Here is a 26319-nt window from a genome sequence, read left to right on the forward strand (position 1 = left end):
AACTAGAAAAGGTAAATATGGTGGTACCCTTCAAAACAGATTAAGATTTTTAAGGTCGGTTGTAGAGGGAATTAAAAAGACCTCTAAAATAGCTGTGGGTGTACGCTTGAGCGCATTCGATTTTATTCCTTTTGTTAAAGATGAGGAGAATATTGGTATTCCAAAAGCTTTGGGCAGCGACTATAACGAGGCATTCGGTGGCGATGGCACGGGTGTCGGAATTGACATGACAGAAGTTTTCGAATTACTTCGAAGTTTTGAAGAACTGGGTATTGAAATGGTATGTGTTACTGCTGGAAGCCCATACTATACCCCGCATTTAACAAGGCCTGCTATTTTTCCTCCTTCAGACGGATATCTTCCTCCGGAAGATCCATTGGTCGGTGTAGCTCGTCATATCGATATAACCGCACAGATTAAAAAGCGCTTTCCAAATTTAAAAATTGTTGGTTCTGGCTATTCCTATTTGCAAGAATGGCTTCCCCATATTGCGGAGGCGGTGATAGATGAAAATATGGCAGATTTTATCGGGTTGGGCCGAATGGTTCTTAGTTACCCGGAAATGCCTGACGACATTTTACAAGGCCGTAAGCTGGCCAGGGGTAGTATCTGCAGAACTTTTTCCGATTGTACAACGGCTCCCCGAAAAGGAATGCTTTCCGGATGTTTTCCACTAGATTCCTACTACAAAAAAATGCCTGAGGCAGCCGAGCTAAAAGAAATTAAAAAAGCCATTCGGCTATGAGAAAGAATATTTTGATAACGGGTGGCTCCAGAGGTATCGGTTTGGGTATTGCTAATGAGTTGGCAGAAGCAGGCTACAACTTAGCCATTAATGGCATGAGGTCTGAGCAAGAGGTTGACAATGTATTGAGCTCTTTGAGAAGTTATGGCCCGAAGGTGATTTACTGCCAAGGCGATATATCTCAAACGAGTGGGCGGAATGACATACTATCAAAAATAGATAAAGATTTAGGCGTTTTAAACGTGCTTGTCAATAACGCGGGAGTGGCCCCAAAAGAGAGAAACGACCTTTTGGAAATGTCTTTGGAGAGTTATGAAAGGGTCATGGATATCAATTTAAAAGGACCCTTCTTTTTAACACAGCAAGTGGCACGCCAAATGATTGAAAGTAAGACTCAAAACAACGCTTTTGATGGCTGTATAGTCAACATAACATCGGTAAGCGCTGAAACGGTCTCAATTTCAAGAGGGCAATATTGTCTCTCAAAATCGGGCCTACATATGATGAGTAAACTCTTTGCTGTCAGATTGGCTCCACACGGTATACCCGTATATGAAATACAGCCTGGTGTTATTGAAACCGATATGACCGCTACCGTTTTAGAGAAATATAAAAAACTCGTAGAAGAAGGGCTGACCCTTGAACCTCGTTTAGGAACACCTAAAGACGTGGGCATGGCGGTAAGAGCATTGGTAGAAAAAAGAATCTCTTATGCAACGGGGCAAGTGATCAAAATTGACGGGGGAATGTCAATTCCGACCTTATAAATAACTGGAATAGTGAAACCAAAGAAAAAGAATTTATTGGTAATCGACCTATTGGCGATAATCGCATTTGTGGCCACGTTTACGCCCCTGATTATTCCGACAAGTACAAATGAGCCAGAGCTTTTTGGCCTACCGTACACCATGTGGACAAGCTTTTTGTTAAGTGTTTTTTTCGTGGTTCTCACCTATTGTGTCTCATTGCTTCAAAAGAAAGATCAGCATGCTGACTAATTTTATTATAGCAAGTGCCGTCTATCTGGCGATATTGATTTTTTTGGTCAGACGTACCCGAATTAAAGAAAAGACGACGAGTAACTATCTTTTAGGTGGAGGGAATATAGGCTTTGTCATAGGGTTGTTCACTACAGCTGCTACTTTGTTCAGTGCATTTACCGTAGTGGGTATGCCCGATTTTTTTAGAACGCACGGTGTTGGTGCATGGATATTTCTGGCGGTTTCCGATACAATGATGGTATACGGCCTTATACGCGTAGGTGAGGTGTTGAGAAGAAAAGCAAGAAACCTTGATTTCAAGGGGATGTCCGGTTTGATGGCTTCGACCTACCAATCAAAACTTGCCGGATATGTAGCCTTTGGTGGTGCTGTCATTTTTCTCATTCCCTATATTGCCGTTCAAATCAGTGGTATATCCATTTTTTTAAATGCTGCTTTTCCCGAAGCCTTACCCGTATGGGCTTGGAGTTTGGGCATAGTCGCTGTGATGGTCGTCTATAGTGAAACTGGCGGGTTAAGGGCCATTATGTATAATGATACCCTTCAAGGTATTTTACTTTTTTTTACTATTTGGGTAGTAGGTTACAATTGTATTGCCCATTTCGGAAGTGTTGAATCGATGTTCGCAGAAGTTAAGGTGCTTAATGAAAAGTTGTTGTCGGTACCAGGACCAAAGGGTCTTTTTACCGCACAGTTTTTTATCATTTCTGCGATAGCAATTATTTGTCTACCCTTTACTCAACCCCAGATTTCCACACGGGTGGTTATCATGAAAAATAGCGCATCACTCAAAAAAATGGCCGTTGGCCTAGGCGTTGTAGCAATTTTGGTCATTCTACCTACTTTGTTTATGGGTATGTATGGGGCCATACTCTACCCTGATTCTTCCACTCAAGATTTTATAGGGCATGTGTTGCTTTATGATCAAGCTCCTGCCATAGCTACTTTAGGTTTGATAGGGTTAGTGGCGGCGGCCATATCAACTTCAGATTCTCAAATATTTGCTTTAGGTTCCGAACTACGGTCGCTTCTTAATTTGGAGGATGCCAAATCAATTAAGATTACACGTTTTTTTATTGTAGTATTTGGCTTGTTGGCCCTAATTTTTAGCATTGTTAGCACAGAACATTTAGTTCTATTGGCACGAACCAGTTTTACTGGAACGGCTATCATGGCTCCGATGATTTTGACCGGTATTTTAAGCTCGAAAAAGCTAACTTCACTCATGCCATTGGTTACTTTAGGGGGGTTACTCTTTTTTATCCTTTCAAAATTGAGTGTTATGCCGACCCAATTTTTCGGCATACAATCAGAATTAATTCTTTTCGCTACGTTAATTACGGCTTCACTTGTTGAAGTTTTTATATTGGGCGCACGAAAGGCAGAATAAAAAGGTGTTCTAATAAAAAAACAACCCTCAGCCGAAACCGAAGGTTGTTCTCACTATTAACTAACTACTTATCGTGAAATCTAGATTTTAGTAACCCGGGTTCTGTTCTAGATTTGGATTATTTTGCATTTCACCTGTTGGTATCGGAAACAATAGTTCTCTTTCCGTTAAGGCTTTATTTGGAAGATAGCTGAAGGTATGGCCGACAAAATCTTCCAATAGGTTGGTTTCAGGATTATAGGCCTTTCTCCAACGTGCCATATCGTACCAGGTCTTGTTTTCAAAACTGAGCTCATGAACTCTTTCGATTCGAACTGCATTTCTAAATGATTCTTGTGTAAGGCCTTCTAGATCGGCTATTTCAGCTCTTTGCCTTATTAAATTGACCGCTTCGTAAGCGTCGGCACTTGGCCCCGATTCGGCTTCATTTGCTGCTTCCGCATACATTAAAAGCACATCTGCATAGCGATAAAGACTCCAGTTAAGGTCTGACTGGGCCGATTCTTCATTGGCCGCCACATCAAAATGTTTAAAAATATAGGGTGCTCCAAGATTAATGCTATCGTTTCTGTCAGCTTCCAACGAATAGCTTCTAAAATAGAACTGCTTTTCCTCCGCCCTTTTATCGCCCACTTCATAAGATTCGGCAAATTCATTGGTCGAAAAGATACCTCCGGTTTGGGCCGAATAAGCCGAAATACCAAGATTGTAAGGTAAAATGGCGGGTTGCCAGTTACCGGATTGAATACCTGCCGCAAATTGCGTCATGAAAATGTATTCACCGGTATTTTTGGTGGCAGGATTATGGAGATCATCATAGGTATCAAATAGAGTGTATTCATTGGAATCGATTACCTCTTTTGCTTTTGCCGCGGCTAAGGCATAGTTGGCAGTTTGCTGCAATGGAAAACCTGCAGTAGTTAGATAAACATCTGCCAAAAGAGTTTTTACCGCTCCTAACGAAACTCTTCCTGAATCATCTCTCCAAGGTAGACCAGAATTTTCAGCTTCTGTAAGGTCGCTGATAATCAAATCGTAGATAGCATTAGGACTTACTTGTTCGGCGAAAAGCTGTTCCGATCCTAAATCGACCGAAGAAGTGATTAAAGGAATGTTGCCGAACATACGTACCAAACCAAAGTAATAATAGGCCCTGAAAAATTTGGCTTCGCCCAGGTACTTTTGTTTTTCAGTTTCATCCATATTAATGTCGGGTATTTTTTCAATAGCAAGGTTTGCCCTTGAAATTCCCCTGTAATACTCTGTCCAATAACTGCTTCCGTAACCATTATCCGAGTTGTTAATGAGGTCTTTTACCAAATAGATATTGGTAGCTTGGCCTAATGAGGTATTGGCAAGACCTGTAGCAAATTCCAGCATTAACCACGTTCCACCACCAAAACCGCTTTCCGTAATAGGAATCAATGGTTGGTAAATACCGTTGACAGCACTTTCAGCGTGTTCTGCTTTTGTGAAATACGTATCTGTCGTAAAGTTCGACTCATCTTCTTCATCCAAGAAATCACTACATGCGGTTGCTAATGAAATGGAGATGAAGACCGCTATAAATCGTATGGGATTTTTATAGATTTTCATTCTTTTATCTTTTAATATTATTATAATCCTACGTTAAGGCCAAGCATGAATATTCTCGGTCTTGGATAATCATACAGTGAAAAACCTTGATCAAAAGTGCCCCCACCGTTCGAACTTTCTGGGTCGTAACCCGGAAATTTGGTAGACACAAAGAAGTTCTGTACCGAAGTGTACAACCTTAGTCGGCTCAAATGAAGTTTTTGAACCAATTCTGGCTGAAACACATATGATAGCATTAGGTTTCTGCCTCTTAGAAATGAGGCATCTTTCAATTTGCCTGAGTCATTATTAGTATCGTAACCAGCGGCAATCGGCCTAATTTGGGCTATATCGGTGTCTTGGTTGTCAGGTGTCCACGCATTAAGAACTGTCTTAAAGCTATTGGCGATGGTTTGCCTGTCTTCTGCCGAATGTTCGTCTCGGTACATAAGACTATTGCCATATTGAAATTGAAGATCTACCAACAATTCAAGATTTCCGTATCTGAAAGTGTTACTGAAGGTACCAAAGCCATCAGGAATACCTTTGCCGATTATGGCCCTATCATCACTATTTATGGCTCCGTCGTTATTTAGGTCTCTGTATTTGATATCTCCCGGTAATCTGTCGTAAATGGCAGCTTGTTCGGCTTCGTCAGTGTTCCAAGTACCCTCATCAATGTAGCCAAAGAACGTACCCACGGGTTCGCCAACACGAATTAGGGTAGAGCCAAGAAATATGTCAGATCCTCCCGATAGGGCCAATACTTCGTTTTTATTGATGGAAATATTAAAGTTAGAACTCCAACCGAACATCTCATTGTCAAAATTGATGGTATTCAAATTGATTTCAACCCCTTTGTTTTCCATACTACCCACGTTTCTGTACACATTGGTAAAGCCGCTTGCGGAAGGTACCGGGGCATCGAGCAACATGTCAGAAGTAAGTTTGCGGTAAAAATCTAACTCCAATGCTATGCGATTGTTGAACAAACCTATTTCGACACCCGCATCAACCTGTTCGGTTTTTTCCCACCTTAAATCCGGGTTGGCCATTCTTTGTGGTACACTGTAGGCCGCACGGTCGCCACCAAAGATGACCGATCCACTTTGCAGACCTGCCAATGCCCGATATGCTGGAATTTCAGAGTTTCCTGTCGCCCCGTAACTGGCCCTGACCTTAAGGTTAGAAATAGTTTCGTTTTGCTTCAGAAAATCTTCCCCTGAAACTCGCCAAGCCAATGCCGCCGACGGAAAGAATGCAAATTGGTTTTCAGGTCCGAATTTTGAAGAACCGTCGGCCCTACCGGTCAATGTCAATAAGTATTTGTTCTTATAGTCGTAATTGACACGACCGAAATAAGAATTGAGTCCGTAAGCAACTTTACCGGAAGTCGGTGTTTGCGGATTTGATCCTGCCCCCAAGTTATTAAAGCCATAAAAGTCGTCGGCAAAACCTCGGGTAGAGGCCACTGCATTGAATTCGTCTACATGCTGCCATGAAAGACCGAGCATTGCAGTCAAAGAATTGTCTTCATTGAAATCTTTGGAGTACGTTAGATAATTCTCGAATTGCCACGAGTTAAAACGAGAGTTGGTAACAGAGGCTGCACCGTCTGGCATGGCAATGTACCTAAGGTCTCGACCGCCGTAATAATCGTTACGTTGGTTGATGATATTCGCACCGACCGTTGTTCTTAGTTGTAGATTGTCGGTAATTTTAATGTTGCTGTAAAAGTTACCCAATACTGTCTGGGTCTTTAAGAAATAGCGCCTGTCATTGGCTACGGCCACCGGGCTACCGCCACCTTCCATTCCTGGATAGTCAATATTGGATCCCCAGCTACCATCGTCGTATCGAACCGGTATAATAGGCAAAGCTTCTAACACTTGGCGCATGGTGGTGATACCGCCGCCACCTAATTGGTCGATTTGCTTTTCATTTTGGTCGTTATAGCTTAAACTACCTCCTACCTTTAACCAAGGCGTAATCTCAGTGTCTAGAGTAAAGCGACCTGAGAACCTTTTGAGCCATGATTCGACTATTAGACCTTCTTCGTCACGAAAGCCCATAAAAAGCCCGTAATTGGAATCTCTATCGCCTCCTGTGAAAGAGAGTTGGTGGTTTTGCGTAAATGCTGCCCTGATGGCTTCATCTTGCCAATCAGTGTCGTAAAGTGGGTTGCCCTCTGAATCGAATAAACGGGGATCGGTACGCTTTAAGCGGGGGTCGGTATAGCGACCGCCGGCCCAACCATCGGGATCAAACTTTTCTGCGTTCGCATAGGCAATCTCTTCGACCCTTAAGAATTCTTCCGAGTTTAAAAGTGGAATTTTTTTAGGCAAGGTGCCTAAGCTGAAGTCAGCATCGTAATTTAAGTGAGAGCCACCTGTAGTAGTACCTCTTTTTGTAGTTACCAAAATAACACCGTTGGCACCACGGGCCCCGTATATGGCTGTTGCCGAGGCATCTTTCAAAACCTCGATAGATTCAATGTCATTTGGGTTCATGTAGTCAATCGGTGTGCTGCCATTAGGTAGATTGACAGCATTTAAAATAACACCATCGACTACATAGAGTGGGGTATTCGCAATACTGACCGAAGTATTACCTCGAATACGAACAACGGTACGCCCACCTGGCCTACCGGAACCTGATGTTACATTCACCCCGGCGACCCTACCGGCCATCGCTTGGTTAAGCGAAGCAGCAGGCCTTTCGGCAAGTTCTTCCGATTTTACTGAACCGACGGCACCAGTTAAATCACTTTTCTTTTGGGTACCGTAACCGATAACGACTACTTCATCTAGGTTGGCCGCATCTTCTTTTAAAGATACATTAATGGATGTTTCTCCAGCCAATGGAATTTCTTGCGAGGCAAATCCAATATATGATACGACCAATACCGCATCTGGGTTGCTCACATCTAATTGAAAATTACCGTCAAAATCGGTTTGGGTACCGTTAGTCGTACCTTTTTCCACAATACTGGCACCTGCCAGCGGTTGATTGTTACTGTCAAGAATAGTACCGGTAATTGTGGTTTCTTGAAAGTAAGAAAAGCTCTCAAAATTAAAATTGTTGCTTAAGGAAACGTCATCTAATCTCGATGAGTTTCCATAAGAAACGCTACTGAAAGCCATTATCCAAAGGCTTAGGTAGTGTTTTGTTAATAGTAGTTTTTTCATAATGTAATTGGATTGAGTTTAAACGAATGGCTTCTAATCCACCATCAATCCAAAGGTATATTCGCACTAAGCTCGAATCCACCTCTTACATTGCAAATAGTTCTATTTTTTTGTCTTTAAAATATGAAGTTGTTAAATTAAATGCGACAATAAAGTGTTATTGATAAATAAATGTGCGAAAATTTGCACACTCTATTTAAAAGGATGTTCCTTTAACAGCTCTTCTGAAGTATAGAAACCTTGCTTATTCTTCACCTTGTCTCTAACCTGTTTAACCTTTTCGGGGGAAATAGGTACAGCTTCATTACCAAATGAATTTCTCACAAAAGTCAGTACCGAAGCCATTTCTTCATCATTGAGCATACCACCAAACGGTGTCATTGGAACTTGACCTGGGAATTTCTTGCCGTTTACTTCGATGGGCCCGATCATTCCTTTTAAGGTCAATTTAATCAAGCGTTCTTCATCTCCGGTGGCCCATTCAGAGCCTGCCAATGGTGGGAAACCTGAACTCTCTAATCCTTTTCCGTCAGGCTGGTGGCATGTAGCACAAAAGCCTTCCCGCTCATAAATTTCCTGACCGGCGAGAAGTAGTTCAAGGTCACGGCCCTTGAGGCTGGTTTCGATTATTTCCTTCGGTTCTTCACCTAAATTATGTCCATTCAAATGCGCTAGGGCAGCTTCGTAAGGTTTTTGCATCCATTTGTCGAGGCCTTTTTTACCAGCTTCGGTTACAATGGGTATCCCTACTTCCTTATCCATCCAAGAGGCTGCTACCAAAGCAGCCAACCGTACCCTCGGATTATCATCTTTAGCGGCCTGCATAAGCAAATCTCCTTTATCGGCAACTTGATTACCGCTAAAGCGTAAGACGCCAACAGCTGCAGCTCTCGCCTTGTAATCTTTTGCTTTCATTAGACTTTTGAGCAAGTTTTGGTCAATGTCATTCAATCCCCACGAAACCCAAAGGGCTTCTAAAAGGTTATGTTCGTAATTGCTATCGTTCTTATCTAAATTGGAGACCCATGAATTCAATTTGGACAAAACTTCTTCTTTATCCCTAGCACGCAATTCTCTTCTTGTACGGTAACGGGTTCTATATTCTGGCAGCTTTAAGTTTTCAAGCAATTGATCGATAGTTGCACCGTCAACCTTTGCCGGTTCTACCAAGGGTCTTGATGGGTAGGTGATTCTATAGATTCTACCATGTGCGTGGTCTCTAAGTGGATCCCGTGCGTTGTGTTGCATATGCCCGATCAAAACGTTGCTCCAGTCAATTAGGTATAATGATCCGTCAGGGGCAAACTCCATATCTACAGGTCTGAAATTTTTATCGCTCGAAAAGACCAGGTCTTGTCTGTGCTTACTTAGATAGCCTGCTGTATTGGGATCATCGACCATGGTGTGTTGTTTGGTGCCCAAGAAACCAATGGTGTTGTTGATCAATAAATCTCCTTGAATATTATCAGGAAAATGCCTACTTGATACAAATTCAAGCCCTGAAGTGGGGCGAACGCGATGTTTGTCTTCTATTAAATTTTCTGGTAGCGGATTCGCTTGTCCGTACCTAGGAAAAATAGAGCCAGGCATCATCCATGTCATATCGGGCCCCGAAGTGTGTGCAAAGAAATATTGGCCCCAATCATCGAAAGCAATTCCCCATGGGTTTGGTATGGGCAATTGAGCTGTTCTTTCTAAATGATGTTGCTGAGGGCTATAGCGATAAAAGCCGCCGTTGGTGGCGCGAACCGTACCATATGCCGTTTCAACATTGGTATGTAAAAAAACACCTTCACCCATATAAAGGGCGCCTGAAGGGTCTGTGGTAAATGCGCTGATGGCATGGTGGGTATCATGGTCATCAAAACCACTTAAGATAATTTCACGCTCATCGGCGTGGTCATCGCCATCGGTATCTTTTAATAGAATTAAATTGGTACCCTGAGATACATAAACCCCTTCAGGAGCGAATTCAAAACCAATGGTAAGATGCAGGCCATCAGCAAAGATGGTTTGCTTGTCGGCCTTATTGTCTCCATCGGTGTCCTCCAAAATGAGCAGTTTGTCGTTTGGTTTTGAATCTCCCGGTTTGTAGTGTGGGTAGCTGGGCATAACCCCGACCCATAGGCGACCTTTGTTGTCAAAGGAAACCTGAACCGGATTGGCCAAATCGGGAAACTCTTGCTCGGAGGCGAACAATTCGATTTTATAGCCAGGCGCTACATTGATTTCGTTCAAGGCGTCCTCGCCATATAGATATTTTGGGGTTCCGTTTTTGTCGCTTTCTTTGTAATTGGTCTCTACCGGAGGTAATGTTCTGGTTCGGGAATCGGCCATCGCCAGGTCCATTTTCTCGCCGTGTAAAGCTTCCCAAATAGCGGTATCTCTAATTGCCGTCATTTGGCGAATTTTCTCGATTTCGAACGGATAGTTATCTGGCCCAAAAGGATCATATCTTCTACCATATGCATGAACGCCATTCGGTATTTTAAAGTCATTGTGCCAAAACCAGTTTTTTTCATTGACCGCTTCATTGACTAGAAGTCGGTTTGATTCGTTGCCATCTTCACCACCAAAAATTTCTGAAGCTAAAAGGGATGCCAATTTCTTGTATCCGAAATCATTAAGTTGAAAACCATCATTGGTAATGTCTTCACTTTCTTCAGCAATCCATTTTTGACTAGAGGCGAAGGCGTCAACGAAAAGCACACTATCTTGTTGGGCCACTTCTCGCATGGCATCAGTGTACAGTTTTAAATTCTTGTTTTCCTCTTCACCATTCGGTAAATCCATTTTTGAGGATAGGTCTTCATACGCTATCGGAGAAATAAGGGCTAGTTGCGGAGCACTCTTCCCGTTATATTTTTGGTTTTTGGTATGGGCAATAAAAGCTCTTAGCTCGGCCTTGTAATTCTCTAAACCGTCAGGGCCTTCAAACGATTCGTTGTAGCCGAAGAACGCTAAAATAACATCTGCTTTTAGTTCGGTAAGCCATTCATCTTCCGTTGGAAAATGGCCGATACTACCAGAGTCGTTGGCATGTTCGTTTTGATGGAATTTCTCGGCTCCTGGAAAAGCCCATGGGGAGTTTCTCGAAGAATGAGGTCTGAAACCCGGAGTATTACCCCCATCACACATATTTCTTATAAAAAGGGAATCAGCCGGAAAACGCATTTGTAATTCAGTCTCAAAATGACCGAAATTGATCATTCTTGAACAAAGGTTATTGCCAATAAGAACGATGTGCGAATTCGGATTGATTTGTAATCCGGCTTTTTTGTCATCATTGTCACAGCTTTCCAAGAATAAAAGAACGACTGGGAGAACGAGAAAAAGTATTTTGGTAAAAGGTCTTTTAAAAATTTTCATGGTTTAAAAGAAAGTGGTGTGAGGGTTAGGATTGAATTTTTTCGGTTCGGTACGTTTAGTTTGATTTATGTATGAGATTGGTGTTTTCAATAACTATTTCAGAACAAATAATACTTGATTTAGAAAGGGATTTCTCTCCGATTACCAGATTCTTTAAAAAGCCCATTCTGAACACGTTTGCATTGTTAAATTCGTAATTTTTCACATAATAATACACGTATTCCTAATTTAATGTTGTAAAATTAAAACAGATTTTCAATAGAGATTTCCTGTTTCTTGCTAAAGGTTGGTACTTTTTTGTCATATATTTATCCGAATTTGAATTTTAAGAGAAATTTATGAGTACTCCAAGCATCGAAAAAACACTGACGGCAAAAGAGACTTTTATCTTCAAAGATCTCGTAGGGCCGCACTTTAATCCTATTTGGCACTTTCATCCAGAATTTCAAATTTCGTACATCGCCGAAGGTGAAGGTACCCGTTTTGTCGGTGATCATGTTCATAATTTTACAGTCGGTGACCTGGTCATGACGGGACCGAATTTACCTCACTTATGGAGGAGTTACGACCCTTATTTCGAGCCAGACAGTACCCTTCAGACTCGAGGTTTGGTCATTTATTTTGATAATGACCTTTTTAGTAAAACCCTTTTAGAGCACGAAGAGTTTTATGCTATCAACAAGTTGGTCGAGAATTCAAATCGAGGTATCGAATTCTATGGTGATACACCCGCAAAAATTTATGAACTGTTGATGCAAATTTCGCAAGAGCGTGGCTTTAAGCGAATTCTTAAACTGCTTGAAATTCTTGATATTTTGGCCCACACGAACGATTATTCATTATTGACAAGCCCTAGTTATGTCAATTCTTTTAAGGGTGGCGATTCTGAAAAAATGAGTATGGTCTATGACTATGTAATGAGCAATTTTAGAGATAAGATAGCTTTAGATGAGGTGGCCGAAATGTTGAACATGACAACATCATCTTTCTGTCGATATTTCAAGCCTAGAGCCAACAAGACTTTTACCAGATTTGTAAATGAGATCAGAATTGGCCATGCACGAAAATTGTTGTTGGAAGATAATTTTAATATTTCTCAAATTAGTTACGAATGTGGCTTCAACGCATTGTCTAATTTCAACCGCCAATTTAAGACCATTACAGGTTTGAGTCCGCACGAATACCGTCAAATGTTTTTTAATATCCAGTCTAACGAAAACGATTGAGTTGAAAAAAAATGTAGGTCTTTGGCAAAATAAAGGAACTATTGAAATATGTTAAAGTTTAGTTTTGTAACATTTCCCATAAAATAAAAGAAACTAGATTAACCAATAAATAAAGGCATTCAAGTGCAAGCGATGGAATGGAGACCATCTTTCACTTATAAACACACCATTGAATATGAAAATAGGCATGAACATGCTGCTTTGGACCAACCATGTTACGGAGCAACATTTTGATATAATTGACAAATTGAAACGTACCGGTTATGATGGTATAGAACTGTTTTTGGCTGAGGGTAATGAAAAACACTATGCCATGTTAGGTAGACATTTTACTGATATCGGTATGGGCGTCACCGCTGTTGGGGCGCTATCTCCCGAAGAAAACATCACTAGTCCCGATAAAAAGGTTCGTGAAGCGGGGCTTGATAAACTAAAATGGACCATCGATATGTCGGCCGCATCAAATGTTGAGGTCATATGCGGACCATTTCACTCAACCTTTGCCTTCTTTACCAGAAAACCGCCAACCCTCGAAGAGAAAAAATGGAGCGCTGAGATGCTCAGAAAGGCTGCCGAATATGCAGCGGAATCAAACATAATTTTGGCACCTGAAGCGGTTAATAGGTTTGAATGCTATCTCTACAATACCATGGCCGACCTTAAAGAAATGGTAGAAATGGTAGATCACCCCAATTTAGGGGCGATGTACGATACACATCATAGTAACATTGAAGAAAAAAGCCAAGAACAGGCTATAAAGACCATAGCTCCTTATTTGAAACATGTTCACATAAGTGAAAATGATAGGGGAACCCCAGGAAGCGGACAGGTCGATTTTGAATCTGCTTTTAAGGGGTTGCGAGATATTGACTATGACGGTTGGTTGACCATTGAAGCATTTAGTACCATTATTCCCGAATTTGCCAACGCCATTAATGTATGGCGAGATTATTCGCCAGCTGAAGAAATCTACACCAAAGGTTTTCAGTTAATAAAAGAAGGCATGAAAAGCGAACTTAAACTCTAATACCAAATCATGAAAAGAATATTGCCCTTAATCGCCTTTCTGTTGATTTTATCTTGTAAAGAAGAGAAAAAGAAAGAAGAGATTGTCGATGCAAAAGTACAGATGTCCAATGAGCCAAAGCAATGGCTTACGTTTGAAGGTAAGAGCGATGGTAAAAATATTGTCTTGATTGCTGGGGATGAAGAATACCGTTCCGAGGAGGCCCTTCCGCAATTGGCAAAGATTTTATCAAAACATCATGGTTTTAATTGTACGGTATTATTTGCTCAAGAAGAGACAAAACCTGGTATGGTGAATGCCAATTATCTGAAAAATATTCCTGGTCTTGAGGCTTTGGAAAGTGCTGATTTAATGGTGATTTTTACTAGATTTCGCGCCTTGCCTGATAATCAAATGAAATATATTGATGATTATCTGAAATCAGGAAAACCAGTGATGGGCATCAGAACGGCTACCCATGCCTTTAATTTCGACAAAGATTCCGATTCTAAGTATACCCAATATGGTAATTATTATGAAGGCGATATAGAAGAATGGCATGGCGGCTTCGGGCGATTGGTCTTAGGTGAAAAATGGATCAATCACCATGGTCACCATAAACATCAGAGTACAAAGGGAATTATTGCCGAAGGGGCGGAAGCAACCGGTATTGTTAATGGTATTGAAGATGGTGATGTTTGGGGGGCAAGCGATGTATATGGTGTACGGTTGCCTTTGGTAGGCGATGCTCAACCCATAATTCTGGGTAAGGTAATGAAACGAAAAGGTGAGTATGATGAAACGGACATATTTTTTGGTATGAAGCCGACCGATGACGAGCCTGCAACTACCAATAATGACGGACTTAAACTAAACGATCCTATGATGCCGGTCACCTGGGTGAAAAGTTATCAGTTGCCCGAAGGCGATAAGGGTAAAGCCTTTACGACTACCGTAGGGGCAGCTAACGACATGTTGATTGAGGGAACCCGTCGTTTATTGGTCAATGGTATTTTCTGGCTTTTAGACTTTGAGGTGCCTGAGAAAGCCAAGGTTGATTTGGTAGGTGATTACAAGCCTACAAAGTTTGAGTTTCGAAAAGATGAGTATTGGCCCGATAAAAAATTGATGATAGAAAGCCTTCAATAAGAAACATGACAGCTATGAAACTAATTTCAAAAATTCTAGTTTTTATAGCTGTTTTCTACCTTTTTGGCTGTAAAAGAGCAGGCGACTCCAAAAAACAAGATGCCTTAAAACCTAATGTACTTTTTATATTGGTAGATGATTTAGGTCTGTATGACCTCTCATTTACGGGAAGTACATATTATGAAACACCAAATGTTGACCGAATAGCCAAAGAAGGAACGGTCTTCACCCAAGGCTATGCTGCTAGTAGGGTATGCAGTCCGTCTAGGGCCAGCGTCATGACGGGCAGGTTTACGGCTAGGCATGGTATCACCGATTGGATAGGGGCGGCCCATGGTGCTGATTGGCGAAAGCATGATAGACATGACATGCTTTTACCCGCAGATTACGTTCATGCACTGCCTAAATCTGACATTTCCATTGCTGAAGCTTTTAAAACAAATGGGTATACCACTTTTTTCTCGGGTAAATGGCACTTAGGTGATCAGGGAAACTTTCCTGAGGATCACGGCTTCGATATTAATGTAGGCGGATGGGATAAGGGAAGTCCCATAGGGGGATATTTTTCTCCTTGGGAAAACCCAAAACTTTCCAACCAACAGAAAGGTGAGAACTTGAGCATGCGTCTCGCCAAGGAAACCGCAAAGTTTATTGAACAGAATAAGGATACTACTTTTTTCGCCTTCCTTTCCTTTTATGCAGTGCATGGGCCCATTCAAACTACCAAAGATAAATGGGCAAAATACCGCCAAAAAGCCAATGAGAAAGGCCTGACAAACGAAGGGTACAAAATGGAACGCGTTCTACCCATTAGACTGGTACAGGACAATCCCATTTACGCTGGTCTTGTAGAAAGTATGGATGATGCCGTTGGGGTAGTACTTGAGGCCTTAAAGACTTACGGTCTTGATGAAAATACCATTGTTGTGTTTACCTCTGATAACGGGGGCGTGGCCTCCGGAGATTCTTTTTCGACTTCTAATCTTCCTTTGAGAGGTGGTAAGGGCTATCAATGGGAGGGAGGCATTCGGGAGCCTTATTTCATCAAAGTTCCTTGGTTGAGTCAGAAGACTAAAGAAACTGATTTTCCTGTCACTGGCACCGATTTCTATCCCACCCTTTTAGATTTGGCAAATCTTGATTTGTTGCCAAGTCAACACATTGACGGGGTGAGCCTAAAGCCAATTCTTGAAGGAAAGCAAATGAGTGTTGAACGACCTCTTTACTGGCATTATCCCCACTATGGTAATCAAGGAGGGAATCCTTCATCGATAATTCGACTCGGAAATTGGAAGCTCATCCACTATTGGGAAGACGGAAATGATGAGCTCTATAATTTAACTAAAGACCCAAGCGAATCGTCGAACGTGGCCAATCAGAATCCTGTTGTTGCCAAAGAGTTAAGGGGAAAGCTTCTTGCTTGGCTTGAAGAAGTAGGAGCCCGTTACCCAAAACCCGATGAAAATTATAATAAAGATTTGGCTGAACGGAGGCATAAGTATATGATTGAAGAGAAATGGCCCGAACTGGAAAAGCAGCGAATGCTTTTTCTTTCAGAAGATTTTAAACCTAATGAAGATTGGTGGGGAAGCATGTCGACCAATGATTAAACGGTAATAGTATTTCTAACTGACTTCATTCAAAGTTCACTTTTACATAATACCATGAAAACTGTTTTACAAATACTAGTTTTGGCCCTTTTGCTAGTCTCCTGCAAACAAAATTCAAGCTCTGAAGATAATTCCGCTAGTAGTCAACCCAATTTTGTTTTTCTTTTTGCAGATGATCAGACTTATGAAAGTATTGCTGCCCTAGGTTTTGATGAGGTCCATACGCCCAACCTCGACCGCTTGGTCAAAAACGGAACTTCATTCAGCCATGCATATAATATGGGCGGGTGGAACGGTGCCATTTGTGTTGCTTCGCGAGCAATGATAATTTCCGGTACCTCGGTTTGGAATGCGCAAAAGAAAAGCCGGTTATGGGCTGAGGGTGATTCGATAGCTCTTGAACAAACTTGGGGAAAGTTGCTGGAAAAAGAAGGGTACAAAACATTTATGACAGGTAAATGGCATGTTGAAGCGGAGGCAGATTATGTATTTCAAACGGCGCAGCATGTAAGGCCTGGTATGCCTGGCGATAGAAGAAATGAACTGGGTGCGGCCATAAAAAAATGGAGAGAAGAGTCAGGCGATATGAAAGACTGGAACGATTATATGCCATCGGGCTATGGTCGTCCTACAGGTCCTGAGGATACGGATTGGTCACCGACCGATACGCTGATGGGCGGTTTTTGGGAAGGAGGCAAGCATTGGAGTGAAGTAGTAAAAGACGATGCACTACAGTACATTGAATCTGCGACCAAGGGCAATAGCCCATTCTTTATGTATTTGGCTTTCAATGCCACACATGACCCAAGACAGGCCCCGCAACGTTTTTTAGATATGTATCCGTTGGAAAATATTCGCGTACCCGAAAATTTTCTGCCCCAGTATCCGTACAAAGACAGCATAGGAAACGAACCCAGCTTGAGGGATGAGGCTCTGGCTCCCTACCCACGTACGGAATATGCCGTTAAAGTTCATCGACAGGAATATTATGCTCTTTTAAGCCATATGGATGAGCAAATTGGGAAAATTCTAGACAGATTAGAAGCCGAAGGAGCTTTAGAAAATACCTATGTTTTTTTCGGTGCCGACCACGGTCTCTCTGTTGGGCATCACGGATTGATCGGTAAGCAGAGTCTTTTTGATCACAGTATTCGAATTCCCTTAATGGTGATGGGGCCTGGTATTCCTAAAGGTGAAGTTCGCCATCAAGATGTTTATCTTCAAGACATCATGGCGACTACCTTAGAATTGGCGGAAATCGAGAAACCGGAATATGTTCAGTTCAATAGCTTCCATGATATCATTGATGGTACGCGTTCTCAAAGCCATTATAACGGAATTTACGGAGCTTATATGAACCTTCAACGTATGATTCGTAAAGATGGGTTTAAGCTTTTGGTGTATCCTAAAATTAAAAAGGTGCTGTTGTTCGACCTGCAAAATGATCCAAAAGAAATGAACGATTTATCGGAAACATTGGAGTATGCTTCAAAGGTTGAATCTTTATTTTCTGATTTAATCGAGCTTCAGAAAGAAATGGACGACCCACTTTCCCTAAAGGAGCTCTACGACGAAGTTATTCAGAAGTAATTTGAAGAAATTCAGACTTGCTTGGGTTTCATTTTTGATTTATAGACAACATTAGCCACCAAGCCAGAAACAATTAATACAATACCTAACAAACTATAAACGGTGTAAATCTCGCCAAGCCAGACAAACCCTAAAATTCCTGTAAAAAGCACTTCTAGATATTTTAACGGAGCTACGAGGTTGTTCGCTGCGATTTGAAAAGCTTTGGTCATGAAAAATTGGCCTACAAAACCGAATATACCAAGCCCCGAGAAAAGTAGCCAATCTGAACCAATAGGTGTTTTCCAGTAGGGAATAACCATGATACCACCGAAAAGAGTCGCAGCCAACATAAAGTAATTGATTATTACGATGGGGTGGTCCCTTTTACCAATTTTACCAATACAGATATATACAAGGCCACTTAGTACGGCTGCCGACAGAATGAGACCTAAACCAATATTGTTGACATTGGTGTCAAATCCCTTCAATATGATTACTCCGGTAAAAGAGACGATAAAAAAAAGCCATTGTGGGAGTTTAATTTTTTCTTTTAAAAAGTAAATGGCGAATATGGCCGAGAAAATCGGTGCGAGGTACCGCAATGAGACAGCGGTTGCGGCCGATAAATACTTCATTGAGGCAAAGAACAGGGTCATTGATGAGGTGCCAGTAATTGCCCTTAAAACCAATAATTTTTTCTCATTGCCCCAAAAGTTGAGCTTCAATCGGTAAATGATTGCCATGGTGATTACTAAAGAGCCAAGCGCCCTAAAAAAGACAATTTCGTAGACATTGTAACCGGTCAGCTGCTTTACCATGGTATTCATTATGGTAAAGGAAAGTGCCCCCAGGGTCATATAGGTCAGTACTTTTTTTAAATTCATCTAGGCTTTACGATTCTTAACGATTTTTACATCGATTAAAAAAAAATCCAACCCAATGATGGGCTGGATGTCTTTTCTATTCTGAGGATCGCCCTCAAGTATTGACTAAACCCTGGGCAGGTCGCCTTCGCCTTTTAAAGGAAGTTCTGATTCTCCCATGAGATAGGCGTCAACATAGTGAGCTGCTTGCCTACCCTCTGATATGGCCCATACGATAAGCGATTGGCCACGACGTTGGTCACCTGCGGCAAATACGCCAGGCACATTGGTCATGTAATCGTTCTCCGCCGCTTTGATGTTATTTCTGCCATCGGCTTTAAGGCCCAACTGCTCGGCAATTGTCATTTCAGAACCTGTAAAACCTAATGCCAATAAGGCAAGTTCACATTTCCATTCTTTCTCCGTTCCTTCTACTTCTTTTAGAATCATGGCCTTACCGGGCTGTCTTACCCATTCTACTTCGGTAGTAATTAGGCCCTTTAGGTTTCCTTTTTCGTCTCCGATAAACTTTTTGGTCGATATGCTGAAAAACCGCTCGGCACCTTCTTTGTGAGATGAGCTCGTTCTAAGTCGCATTGGCCAAAAAGGCCAAGGTTGACCTTCCGGTCTTTCAGGTGTTGACATTGGCATAATCTCGAAATTAGATACAGAGTTGGCACCGTGACGTATGGAGGTTCCGATACAGTCAGATCCGGTATCACCACCACCGATAACGATTACATCTTTACCGGTAGCCATAATTTCATTCTCGAATTCTTTAACGCCCGAAACACGTCTATTGTTCTGCGGAAGAAAATCCATTGCCTGAACCACGCCTTTAAGGTCTGAGCCTTCAATCGGTAGGTTTCTACGTACGGTAGCACCACCACATAACACAATGGCATCAAAGTCTTTTTTCAATTCATCGGCTTTGACATCTTTGCCCACGTGCACTCCGCAATTGAACTCGATACCCTCTTCTTCCAAAACGGCCAATCTTCGGTCGATGATTGATTTTTCCATTTTAAAATCAGGTATTCCGTATCTCAAAAGGCCTCCAGGTTTTTCATCTCTTTCAAAAACGGTAACCAGATGACCAGCCCTGTTCAATTGCTGTGCGGCGGCAAGACCTGCAGGGCCTGAACCAACCACAGCTACTTTTTTACCGGTACGGGTTTTAGGTGGTTTGGCAGTAATCCATCCTTTTTTAAAGGCGGTTTCCGCAATGTTTTTTTCAATATTCTCTATGGTTACCGGGTCTTCGTTGATACCTAGTACACAAGCTTCTTCACATGGTGCCGGGCATAATCTTCCTGTAAACTCGGGGAAATTATTGGTGGCATGTAAAATTTCGGAGGCCTTATCCCATTTACCACGATATACGGCATCGTTGAAATCGGGAATAAGATTTCCTAATGGGCAACCACTATGGCAAAACGGTATACCGCAATCCATACATCGTGCACCTTGGTTTTTAAGTTCTGTTTCTTCTAAGGGTTTAGTGAATTCGTTATAGTTCTTAATACGCTCCTCGACGGGTGTATATGATTCTATTTTTCTATCGAATTCCAAAAATCCTGTAATCTTTCCCATTTCTCGATTTTATATCGTTTCTAATTTTTCTTTCTCTAATCGAATCAAAGCCTGTTTGTATTCTTCTGGCAATACTTTGATAAATTGTGGCAAACAAGTATCCCACTTTTCAAGTATTCTTTGTGCCAACGGGCTCATGGTCGAGTTGTAATGACTTTCAATCAAATCTTTTAGCTGTTTGATATCATTGTCTTCGGTCACCTCTAAAAGGTTCAATGCCTCGTTATTGCATCTGTTTCTGAAGGTCTTTTTCTCATCGAAAATATAAGCGATACCACCGCTCATACCGGCACCAAAGTTTCTACCTACTTCGCCAAGTATAACGGCAACACCCCCGGTCATATACTCGCAACCGTGGTCTCCGATTCCTTCAACGACAGCTTTAGCCCCAGAATTTCTCACGCAAAAACGCTCTCCAGCTTTACCATTGATGTAGGCTCTACCTGCAGTGGCTCCATAAAGTGTAACGTTACCGGTTATAACGTTGTTTTCCGGAACAATGGTCGAACCATCAGGCACTTTAACCACTAATTTGGCTCCTGAAAGTCCCTTGCCTAAATAATCATTGGTAGTACCGTTGACGGTCATGGTCAAACCTCTGGTAGCGAATGCACCGAAACTTTGACCTGCAGAACCAGTGAAATTGAGTTTCAAGGTATTGATAGGCAGACCTTGCGCCCCGTAAACCTTTGAAATTTCATTACTGATAATAGCACCAACTGCTCTATCGGTATTTTTAATCGGGAAATCTAGGGTTAACTTCTCTTTTCGGAACAAAGAAGGATTGGCCTTCGCAATTATATCGAACTCTATCGACTTATCGATATCGTGATCCTGCTTTTGGGTATTGTAGAACTTCGTTCCTGTTGGAACGTCTACTTGGTATAGAATAGGAGTCAAGTCAATACCGGCAGCTTTATAGTGCTCAATAGCGGCCTTTCTGTCCAATTTATGAACCTGACCTACCATTTCATTTACCGTACGGAAACCAAGCTGGGCCATTATCTCTCTCAATTCTTGGGCTACGAAATACATGTAATTGACAACATGTTCGGGCTTACCTTTAAATTTCTTTCTGAGTTCAGGGTTTTGTGTGGCTATACCAACAGGGCAAGTATTCAAATGGCATACACGCATCATAATACACCCGGAAGCAACTAACGGCGCAGTGGCAAAGCCAAATTCTTCAGCACCTAACAAACAGGCTACTGCTACGTCACGACCTGTCTTTAATTGACCGTCACATTCAAGCACAATCCTGTTTCTTAGGTCGTTCATTACCAATGTTTGCTGAGCTTCGGCAATACCCAGCTCCCAAGGTAGACCGGCGTGTTTAAGTGATGTTAACGGTGAAGCACCGGTGCCTCCATCAAAACCGGAAATAAGAACTACATCTGCTTTTGCTTTTGAAACACCAGCGGCGACGGTACCTACACCCACCTCTGAAACCAGTTTCACGTTGACACGTGCTTCGCGGTTCGCAGATTTAAGGTCGTAAATAAGTTGCGATAAATCTTCAATTGAATAAATATCGTGGTGCGGCGGTGGCGAAATCAATCCTACATAAGGAGTAGAATTTCGGGTCTTAGCAATCGAAGGATTTACTTTTGGTCCTGGTAATTGACCACCTTCGCCTGGCTTGGCACCTTGGGCCATTTTTATTTGAATTTCTTTGGCATTGGTCAGATAATCGGATGTTACGCCGAAACGACCTGAAGCCACCTGCTTAATGGCACTATTTCGCCAATCTCCAGTAGCATTTTTATAGAAACGTTCTGAATCTTCACCACCTTCACCAGAGTTGCTCTTACCTCCGATACGGTTCATGGCTATGGCCAAATTCTCATGGGCCTCTTTACTAATTGAACCGTAAGACATGGCACCTGTCTTAAATCTTTTGACGATTTCAGTCCAAGGTTCGACTTCTTCTAACGGAATTGGGTCAAAATTCGAGAATTCGAACAAACCGCGAATGGTCATCAAGTTTTTTGATTGTTCGTTGACCATTTCAGAGAACTCTTTATAAGTGCCAGGTTCATTTCCTCTAACCGCCTTTTGAAGTTTTGCAACGGTCAAAGGGTTAAACATGTGTTTTTCACCTTCACGTCTCCAACGATATTCACCTCCAATTTCTAAATCAAGCGTAGCTGCTACTTCTTTGGTAGCAAATGCCTTCTTGTGTCTTTTGGCGATTTCTTTCTCGATTTCGTAAAGCCCGATACCTTGAATTCTGGTTGGCGTATTCGGGAAGTATTTGCCTACCACAGTGGTATTGATTCCGATACATTCGAACAATTGAGAACCTCTGTATGAATTAAGGGTAGAGATACCAATTTTGTTCATCACCTTTAAAATACCTTTTCCGATAGCCTTATTGTAATTTTTAACGGCTTCTTCAAAAGTAAATTCGGTTATATCATGCTCCTCAATTTGTTCTCCGATAATCTCGTTGACCAAATACGGGTTGATGGCACTTGCACCGAAACCGAACAATAGACAGAAATGGTGTACCTCTCTTGGTTCGGCCGATTCGATGATGATGCTCATCTTGTTACGTTTGCCCATGCGCTGTAAACCACTGTTTACGAATGAGCAGGCCAATAGGGCAGGTATAGGTGCATCTTTCTCGTTAACATTTCTATCGGAAAGAATTAAAATGTTGGCACCTTCATCTACTGCTTTTGAAGCTTGCTGTAAAATAGATTCAAGAGCATCTTCGAGTCCGTTAAGGCCTCTTTCTATTTCGTAAAGAGTCGGTATAGATACTACCTTGTAGTCAGGACTGGCATCGTAATTTTTTATCTTGTCAAGGTCCTCTTTAGAGATAACCGGGTTCTGTATTTTGAGTTTTCTACAGTGAAGTTCCGAGAAATCAAAAATATTATGGTCACTTCCTAGGGTCAAGCTAATATCTGTAATCAGCTCTTCTCGAATACCGTCTAACGGCGGATTGGTCACCTGTGCGAACAACTGCTTAAAATAATTATATATCAACTGAGGACGCTGTGATAACACGGCAATTGGAGTGTCTGAACCCATAGAACCAATAGGTTCTTTGGCACTTTTACCCATTGGTAGAATGATGGTATTGATATCTTCCAAGGTATAACCGAATGCAGCCTTGCGTTTTTCTAGGGATGCTTCGCCCAAGAAAAGGGGGCAATCATTATAAGGTATATCCCTTAGGTGAACCAGGTTGTTGTCTAACCATTCTTTATAAGGATATTTCTTGGCGATATTTTCTTTGATCTCTTCATCGTTTATGATGCGACCCTCCTCCATATTTACCAAGAACATTTTACCAGGCTCTAATCGACCGTGAAATTCAATGTTTTCCGGAGCGATGTCAAGAACACCGGTTTCAGATGACATTATTACGTAGCCATCTTTAGTAACCGAATATCTTGATGGCCTAAGGCCGTTACGGTCTAATACGGCACCGATATAGTTTCCATCTGTGAACGGAATAGAGGCCGGACCATCCCAAGGCTCCATCATACAAGAATGGTACTCGTAAAAGGCCTTTTTTGCCTCTGACATGTCAGCATTCTTTTCCCAAGCTTCAGGCACTAAGATCATCATTACTTCTGGCAATGACCTTCCGGTCATTAATAGAAGCTCTACCACCATATCCATCGTGGCCGAATCTGACTTACCAGGTAAAATAACAGGAAGAATGTTTTTTATTTCATCGCCAAAAAGGTCGCTTTGAAGTAGCTCTTCGCGCGAACGCATTCTAGTTACGTTACCTCTTAAGGTGTTTATTTCACCATTATGGCACATATATCTAAAGGGTTGTGCCAAATCCCAAGTTGGGAAGGTGTTCGTTGAGAACCTCTGGTGTACCAAAGAAAGTCGGGTAACCACTCGGGGGTCCATCAAATCTTTATAGTAAAGACTAATGTCTTTCGGCATTAGTAGCCCTTTGAAAATAATAATCTTGGTAGATAGACTAGGAAGGTAGAAATACTTGCTTTCAGAAAGTTTAGACTTAATGATGGCATGTTCGGTAACCTTTCTAGCTACATAAAGTTTAAGGTTGAATTGAAAGATGTCTTGGTCGGCATCTTCTTTACCTATAAATACCTGTTTGACGAACGGCTCGGTTTCCATGGCTATTCTACCAGGTATGGAGCGATTTACCGGAACATCACGCCACCCTAGAAGTTTCAGCCCTTGTTTTTTTATGTTTTCTTCAAACAAAGAGATACAGTAATTTCTCTGATTCTCTTTTTGTGGTAAAAACATATTGCTCACGGCATATTCACCAGGTTCCGGAAGCTCAAATTCGCAAACGGCCTTAAAGAAGTCATGCGGTATATCAATAAGTATACCGGCGCCATCACCCGTTTTGCCATCTGCACTCACGGCACCTCTGTGCTCTAATCGGTGCAGAATTTCCAGGGCTTTATGAATGATGTCGTTCGACTTTTTACCTTTAAGACTACAAATGAATCCAGCTCCACAGTTGTCATGTTCAAATTCCGGCAGGTACAATCCTTGTTTCTTCAGCGTCATATATTATGGTATTTCCTCAAAAATAACTTTTTTGATGCATTATATACAGTGTTTTCGGGACAATCGAATAAAAATTCAACGTTTTTAATAAAACGTTAAAATATGTTTAAATATGGATTATCAACCCCTCTAAATTATCAGAATGGTAAATTTAGGCCATTACATTCATGTAATAAAGTTTTTGAAGGGGTCGGCGGTCAATAGATTGTCTTTTGTAACAAATAACCCTATCGATGAAAGGGTTTTGAACAAAATATGGAATTTTTAGTTGGTTGCACCCCTTATTTAAGAGGGGTGTTTGTATTGAATTGCTATAAGGTTGTGGCTTAATCCCGTAAAATCGACCTTGAAATGACTATTTTCTGAATCTCAGAAGTGCCTTCATAGATTTGCGTGATTTTCGCATCCCTCATAAGACGTTCTACGTGATAATCTTTAACAAAACCGTTTCCACCATGTATTTGAACGGCTTCTACAGCCGTATCCATTGCCACCTGAGAAGCATAAAGTTTAGCCATGGCGCCTGATAAATCGTAATTCTTTCCTTCATCTTTATCTCTGGCTGCTTTATAAACCAGTAGTCGCGCGGCTTCAATTTGTGTGTGCATGTCGGCTAACTTAAAGGCTATGGCCTGATGGTTGGCAATTTCGGTGCCGAATGCCTTTCTTTCTTTTGAGTATTTCAAGGCCAATTCATATGCCCCGGCAGCTATGCCTAAAGCTTGGGCGGCAATTCCGATTCTGCCCCCAGATAATGTTTTCATTGCAAACTTGAATCCGAAACCATCTTCGCCTATCCTATTTTCTTTGGGTACCTTGACGTCATTAAAAATGAGCGAGTGTGTATCGCTCCCACGAATGCCTAACTTGTTTTCTTTCGGGCCGATTTCGAATCCCTTCATGTCTTTTTCAACAATTAAGGCGTTGATTCCCTTATGTCCCTTTTCTTTATCGGTTTGGGCGATAACTAGATATACCTCTGCGGTACCACCATTAGTGATCCAGTTTTTGGTGCCGTTTAAAATGTAATGGTCGCCTTGGTCGATTGCAGTGGTTCTTTGAGAGGTGGCGTCGCTACCAGCTTCGGGTTCTGAAAGACAGAACGCACCAATAATTTCACCCGAGGCCAGACGGCTTAGGTATTTTTCTTTTTGTTGCTCGTTTCCAAAAGTTTCCAGCCCCCAGCATACCAATGAATTGTTGACCGAAACAACAACTGAAGTTGAGGCGTCTACCTTTGATAGTTCCTCCATGGCGATGACGTAAGAGAGGGTATCCATACCGCTGCCATTGTATTTTGGGTCTGTCATCATTCCTAAAAAACCGAGTTCTCCCAGTTTTTTGATTTGTTCTTTTGGGAAGGTTTGATTTTCATCTCTTTCGATGACACCGGGCAAAAGTTCATTCTGGGCAAAATCTCTTGCCGCCTGTCGTATCATTTCTTGTTCCTCAGAAAGTGAAAAATCCATAGTAGTTGTTGAGTGTTAGGGGGTTAACATTTTAGCCTTGAGATG

General features: G+C 41.8%; 16 protein-coding genes (1 of these 16 running past the window's edge). 9 read left to right on the plus strand and 7 right to left on the minus strand.

The window, feature by feature from the left end; all coding sequences use genetic code 11:
• The 4 genes in view from D1013_RS04960 to D1013_RS04975 are tightly spaced (at most 12 nt apart) and all read left to right on the plus strand, a layout consistent with a single transcriptional unit that may run on beyond the window.
• Window positions 1-745, plus strand: the 3' portion of a protein-coding gene (locus D1013_RS04960; RefSeq protein ID WP_121847824.1) for an NADH:flavin oxidoreductase. 698 nt of this gene lie to the left of the window's left edge; the window shows 745 of its 1443 coding nt (coding positions 699-1443); its start codon lies beyond the left edge, outside the window; the stop codon is at window positions 743-745.
• Window positions 742-1512, plus strand: coding sequence for a 3-ketoacyl-ACP reductase (locus D1013_RS04965; protein WP_121847825.1), 771 nt, complete (start codon window positions 742-744; stop codon window positions 1510-1512). The genes D1013_RS04960 and D1013_RS04965 overlap by 4 nt, the downstream gene beginning before the upstream one ends.
• 12 nt (window positions 1513-1524) lie before the next feature.
• Window positions 1525-1743: a hypothetical protein gene (locus tag D1013_RS04970; RefSeq protein WP_121850605.1), complete on the plus strand. Its 219-nt coding sequence runs from the start codon at window positions 1525-1527 to the stop codon at window positions 1741-1743.
• Window positions 1733-3136, plus strand: a complete 1404-nt coding sequence (locus D1013_RS04975; RefSeq protein WP_121847826.1) for a sodium:solute symporter family protein — start codon at window positions 1733-1735, stop codon at window positions 3134-3136. Before D1013_RS04970 ends, D1013_RS04975 begins: the two co-directional genes overlap by 11 nt.
• 87 nt (window positions 3137-3223) lie before the next feature.
• Here the strand turns inward: D1013_RS04975 and D1013_RS04980 are convergent, their stop codons facing one another.
• The 3 genes from D1013_RS04980 to D1013_RS04990 all read right to left on the minus strand — a co-directional run bounded on the left by D1013_RS04980 (window position 3224) and on the right by D1013_RS04990 (window position 11268).
• Window positions 3224-4732: a RagB/SusD family nutrient uptake outer membrane protein gene (locus D1013_RS04980; RefSeq protein WP_121847827.1), complete on the minus strand. Its 1509-nt coding sequence runs from the start codon at window positions 4730-4732 to the stop codon at window positions 3224-3226.
• A gap of 20 nt (window positions 4733-4752) precedes the next feature.
• Window positions 4753-7899, minus strand: coding sequence for a SusC/RagA family TonB-linked outer membrane protein (locus tag D1013_RS04985; protein ID WP_121847828.1), 3147 nt, complete (start codon window positions 7897-7899; stop codon window positions 4753-4755).
• A gap of 192 nt (window positions 7900-8091) precedes the next feature.
• A complete protein-coding gene (locus D1013_RS04990) occupies window positions 8092-11268 on the minus strand; it encodes a PVC-type heme-binding CxxCH protein (RefSeq protein ID WP_121847829.1) in 3177 nt (1058 codons plus the stop codon).
• 338 nt (window positions 11269-11606) lie between these two features.
• Between D1013_RS04990 and D1013_RS04995 the strand changes: the two genes are divergently transcribed.
• The 5 genes from D1013_RS04995 (at window position 11607) to D1013_RS05015 (ending at window position 17849) form a co-directional block, all read left to right on the plus strand.
• Window positions 11607-12494, plus strand: coding sequence for an AraC family transcriptional regulator (locus D1013_RS04995; protein ID WP_121847830.1), 888 nt, complete (start codon window positions 11607-11609; stop codon window positions 12492-12494).
• A gap of 175 nt (window positions 12495-12669) precedes the next feature.
• Window positions 12670-13521, plus strand: a complete 852-nt coding sequence (locus tag D1013_RS05000; protein ID WP_121847831.1) for a sugar phosphate isomerase/epimerase family protein — start codon at window positions 12670-12672, stop codon at window positions 13519-13521.
• 9 nt (window positions 13522-13530) lie between these two features.
• Window positions 13531-14649, plus strand: coding sequence for a ThuA domain-containing protein (locus D1013_RS05005; RefSeq protein ID WP_121847832.1), 1119 nt, complete (start codon window positions 13531-13533; stop codon window positions 14647-14649).
• 14 nt (window positions 14650-14663) lie between these two features.
• Window positions 14664-16259 (plus strand): sulfatase, encoded by a 1596-nt coding sequence (locus D1013_RS05010; protein WP_121850606.1) that lies wholly within the window; start codon window positions 14664-14666, stop codon window positions 16257-16259.
• Between the two features lie 54 nt (window positions 16260-16313).
• Window positions 16314-17849, plus strand: a complete 1536-nt coding sequence (locus D1013_RS05015; protein ID WP_121847833.1) for a sulfatase family protein — start codon at window positions 16314-16316, stop codon at window positions 17847-17849.
• Between the two features lie 11 nt (window positions 17850-17860).
• Here D1013_RS05015 and D1013_RS05020 read toward each other — a convergent pair whose 3' ends face one another.
• From D1013_RS05020 to D1013_RS05035, 4 genes are all read right to left on the minus strand, one after another.
• Entirely contained in the window at window positions 17861-18715 is an 855-nt protein-coding gene (locus tag D1013_RS05020) for a DMT family transporter (RefSeq protein ID WP_121847834.1), read from the minus strand.
• A 105-nt stretch (window positions 18716-18820) separates the two neighbouring features.
• The gene (locus D1013_RS05025; protein ID WP_121847835.1) at window positions 18821-20287 is read right to left on the minus strand and encodes a glutamate synthase subunit beta; all 1467 of its coding nucleotides are present in this window, start codon (window positions 20285-20287) and stop codon (window positions 18821-18823) included.
• A 9-nt stretch (window positions 20288-20296) separates the two neighbouring features.
• On the minus strand, window positions 20297-24805 hold the full coding sequence (gene gltB, locus D1013_RS05030; RefSeq protein WP_121847836.1) for a glutamate synthase large subunit: 4509 nt from the start codon (window positions 24803-24805) through the stop codon (window positions 20297-20299).
• A 326-nt stretch (window positions 24806-25131) separates the two neighbouring features.
• Window positions 25132-26274: an acyl-CoA dehydrogenase gene (locus tag D1013_RS05035; RefSeq protein ID WP_121847837.1), complete on the minus strand. Its 1143-nt coding sequence runs from the start codon at window positions 26272-26274 to the stop codon at window positions 25132-25134.
• Window positions 26275-26319: the final 45 nt, after the last annotated feature.

It is taken from the genome of Euzebyella marina, assembly GCF_003687485.1.
Lineage (GTDB): Bacteria > Bacteroidota > Bacteroidia > Flavobacteriales > Flavobacteriaceae > Euzebyella > Euzebyella marina.

What these genes read in the sequence shown, in the direction of transcription:
- D1013_RS04965 (WP_121847825.1), top strand. Translation starts at nt 742, where the DNA reads ATGAGAAAGAATATTTTGATAACGGGTGGCTCCAGAGGTATCGGTTTG.
- D1013_RS04975 (WP_121847826.1), top strand. Translation starts at nt 1,733, where the DNA reads ATGCTGACTAATTTTATTATAGCAAGTGCCGTCTATCTGGCGATATTG.
- D1013_RS04980 (WP_121847827.1), bottom strand. Translation starts at nt 4,732, where the DNA reads ATGAAAATCTATAAAAATCCCATACGATTTATAGCGGTCTTCATCTCC.
- D1013_RS04985 (WP_121847828.1), bottom strand. Translation starts at nt 7,899, where the DNA reads ATGAAAAAACTACTATTAACAAAACACTACCTAAGCCTTTGGATAATG.
- D1013_RS04990 (WP_121847829.1), bottom strand. Translation starts at nt 11,268, where the DNA reads ATGAAAATTTTTAAAAGACCTTTTACCAAAATACTTTTTCTCGTTCTC.
- D1013_RS04995 (WP_121847830.1), top strand. Translation starts at nt 11,607, where the DNA reads ATGAGTACTCCAAGCATCGAAAAAACACTGACGGCAAAAGAGACTTTT.
- D1013_RS05000 (WP_121847831.1), top strand. Translation starts at nt 12,670, where the DNA reads ATGAAAATAGGCATGAACATGCTGCTTTGGACCAACCATGTTACGGAG.
- D1013_RS05005 (WP_121847832.1), top strand. Translation starts at nt 13,531, where the DNA reads ATGAAAAGAATATTGCCCTTAATCGCCTTTCTGTTGATTTTATCTTGT.
- D1013_RS05010 (WP_121850606.1), top strand. Translation starts at nt 14,664, where the DNA reads ATGAAACTAATTTCAAAAATTCTAGTTTTTATAGCTGTTTTCTACCTT.
- D1013_RS05015 (WP_121847833.1), top strand. Translation starts at nt 16,314, where the DNA reads ATGAAAACTGTTTTACAAATACTAGTTTTGGCCCTTTTGCTAGTCTCC.
- D1013_RS05020 (WP_121847834.1), bottom strand. Translation starts at nt 18,715, where the DNA reads ATGAATTTAAAAAAAGTACTGACCTATATGACCCTGGGGGCACTTTCC.
- D1013_RS05025 (WP_121847835.1), bottom strand. Translation starts at nt 20,287, where the DNA reads ATGGGAAAGATTACAGGATTTTTGGAATTCGATAGAAAAATAGAATCA.
- gltB (WP_121847836.1), bottom strand. Translation starts at nt 24,805, where the DNA reads ATGACGCTGAAGAAACAAGGATTGTACCTGCCGGAATTTGAACATGAC.
- D1013_RS05035 (WP_121847837.1), bottom strand. Translation starts at nt 26,274, where the DNA reads ATGGATTTTTCACTTTCTGAGGAACAAGAAATGATACGACAGGCGGCA.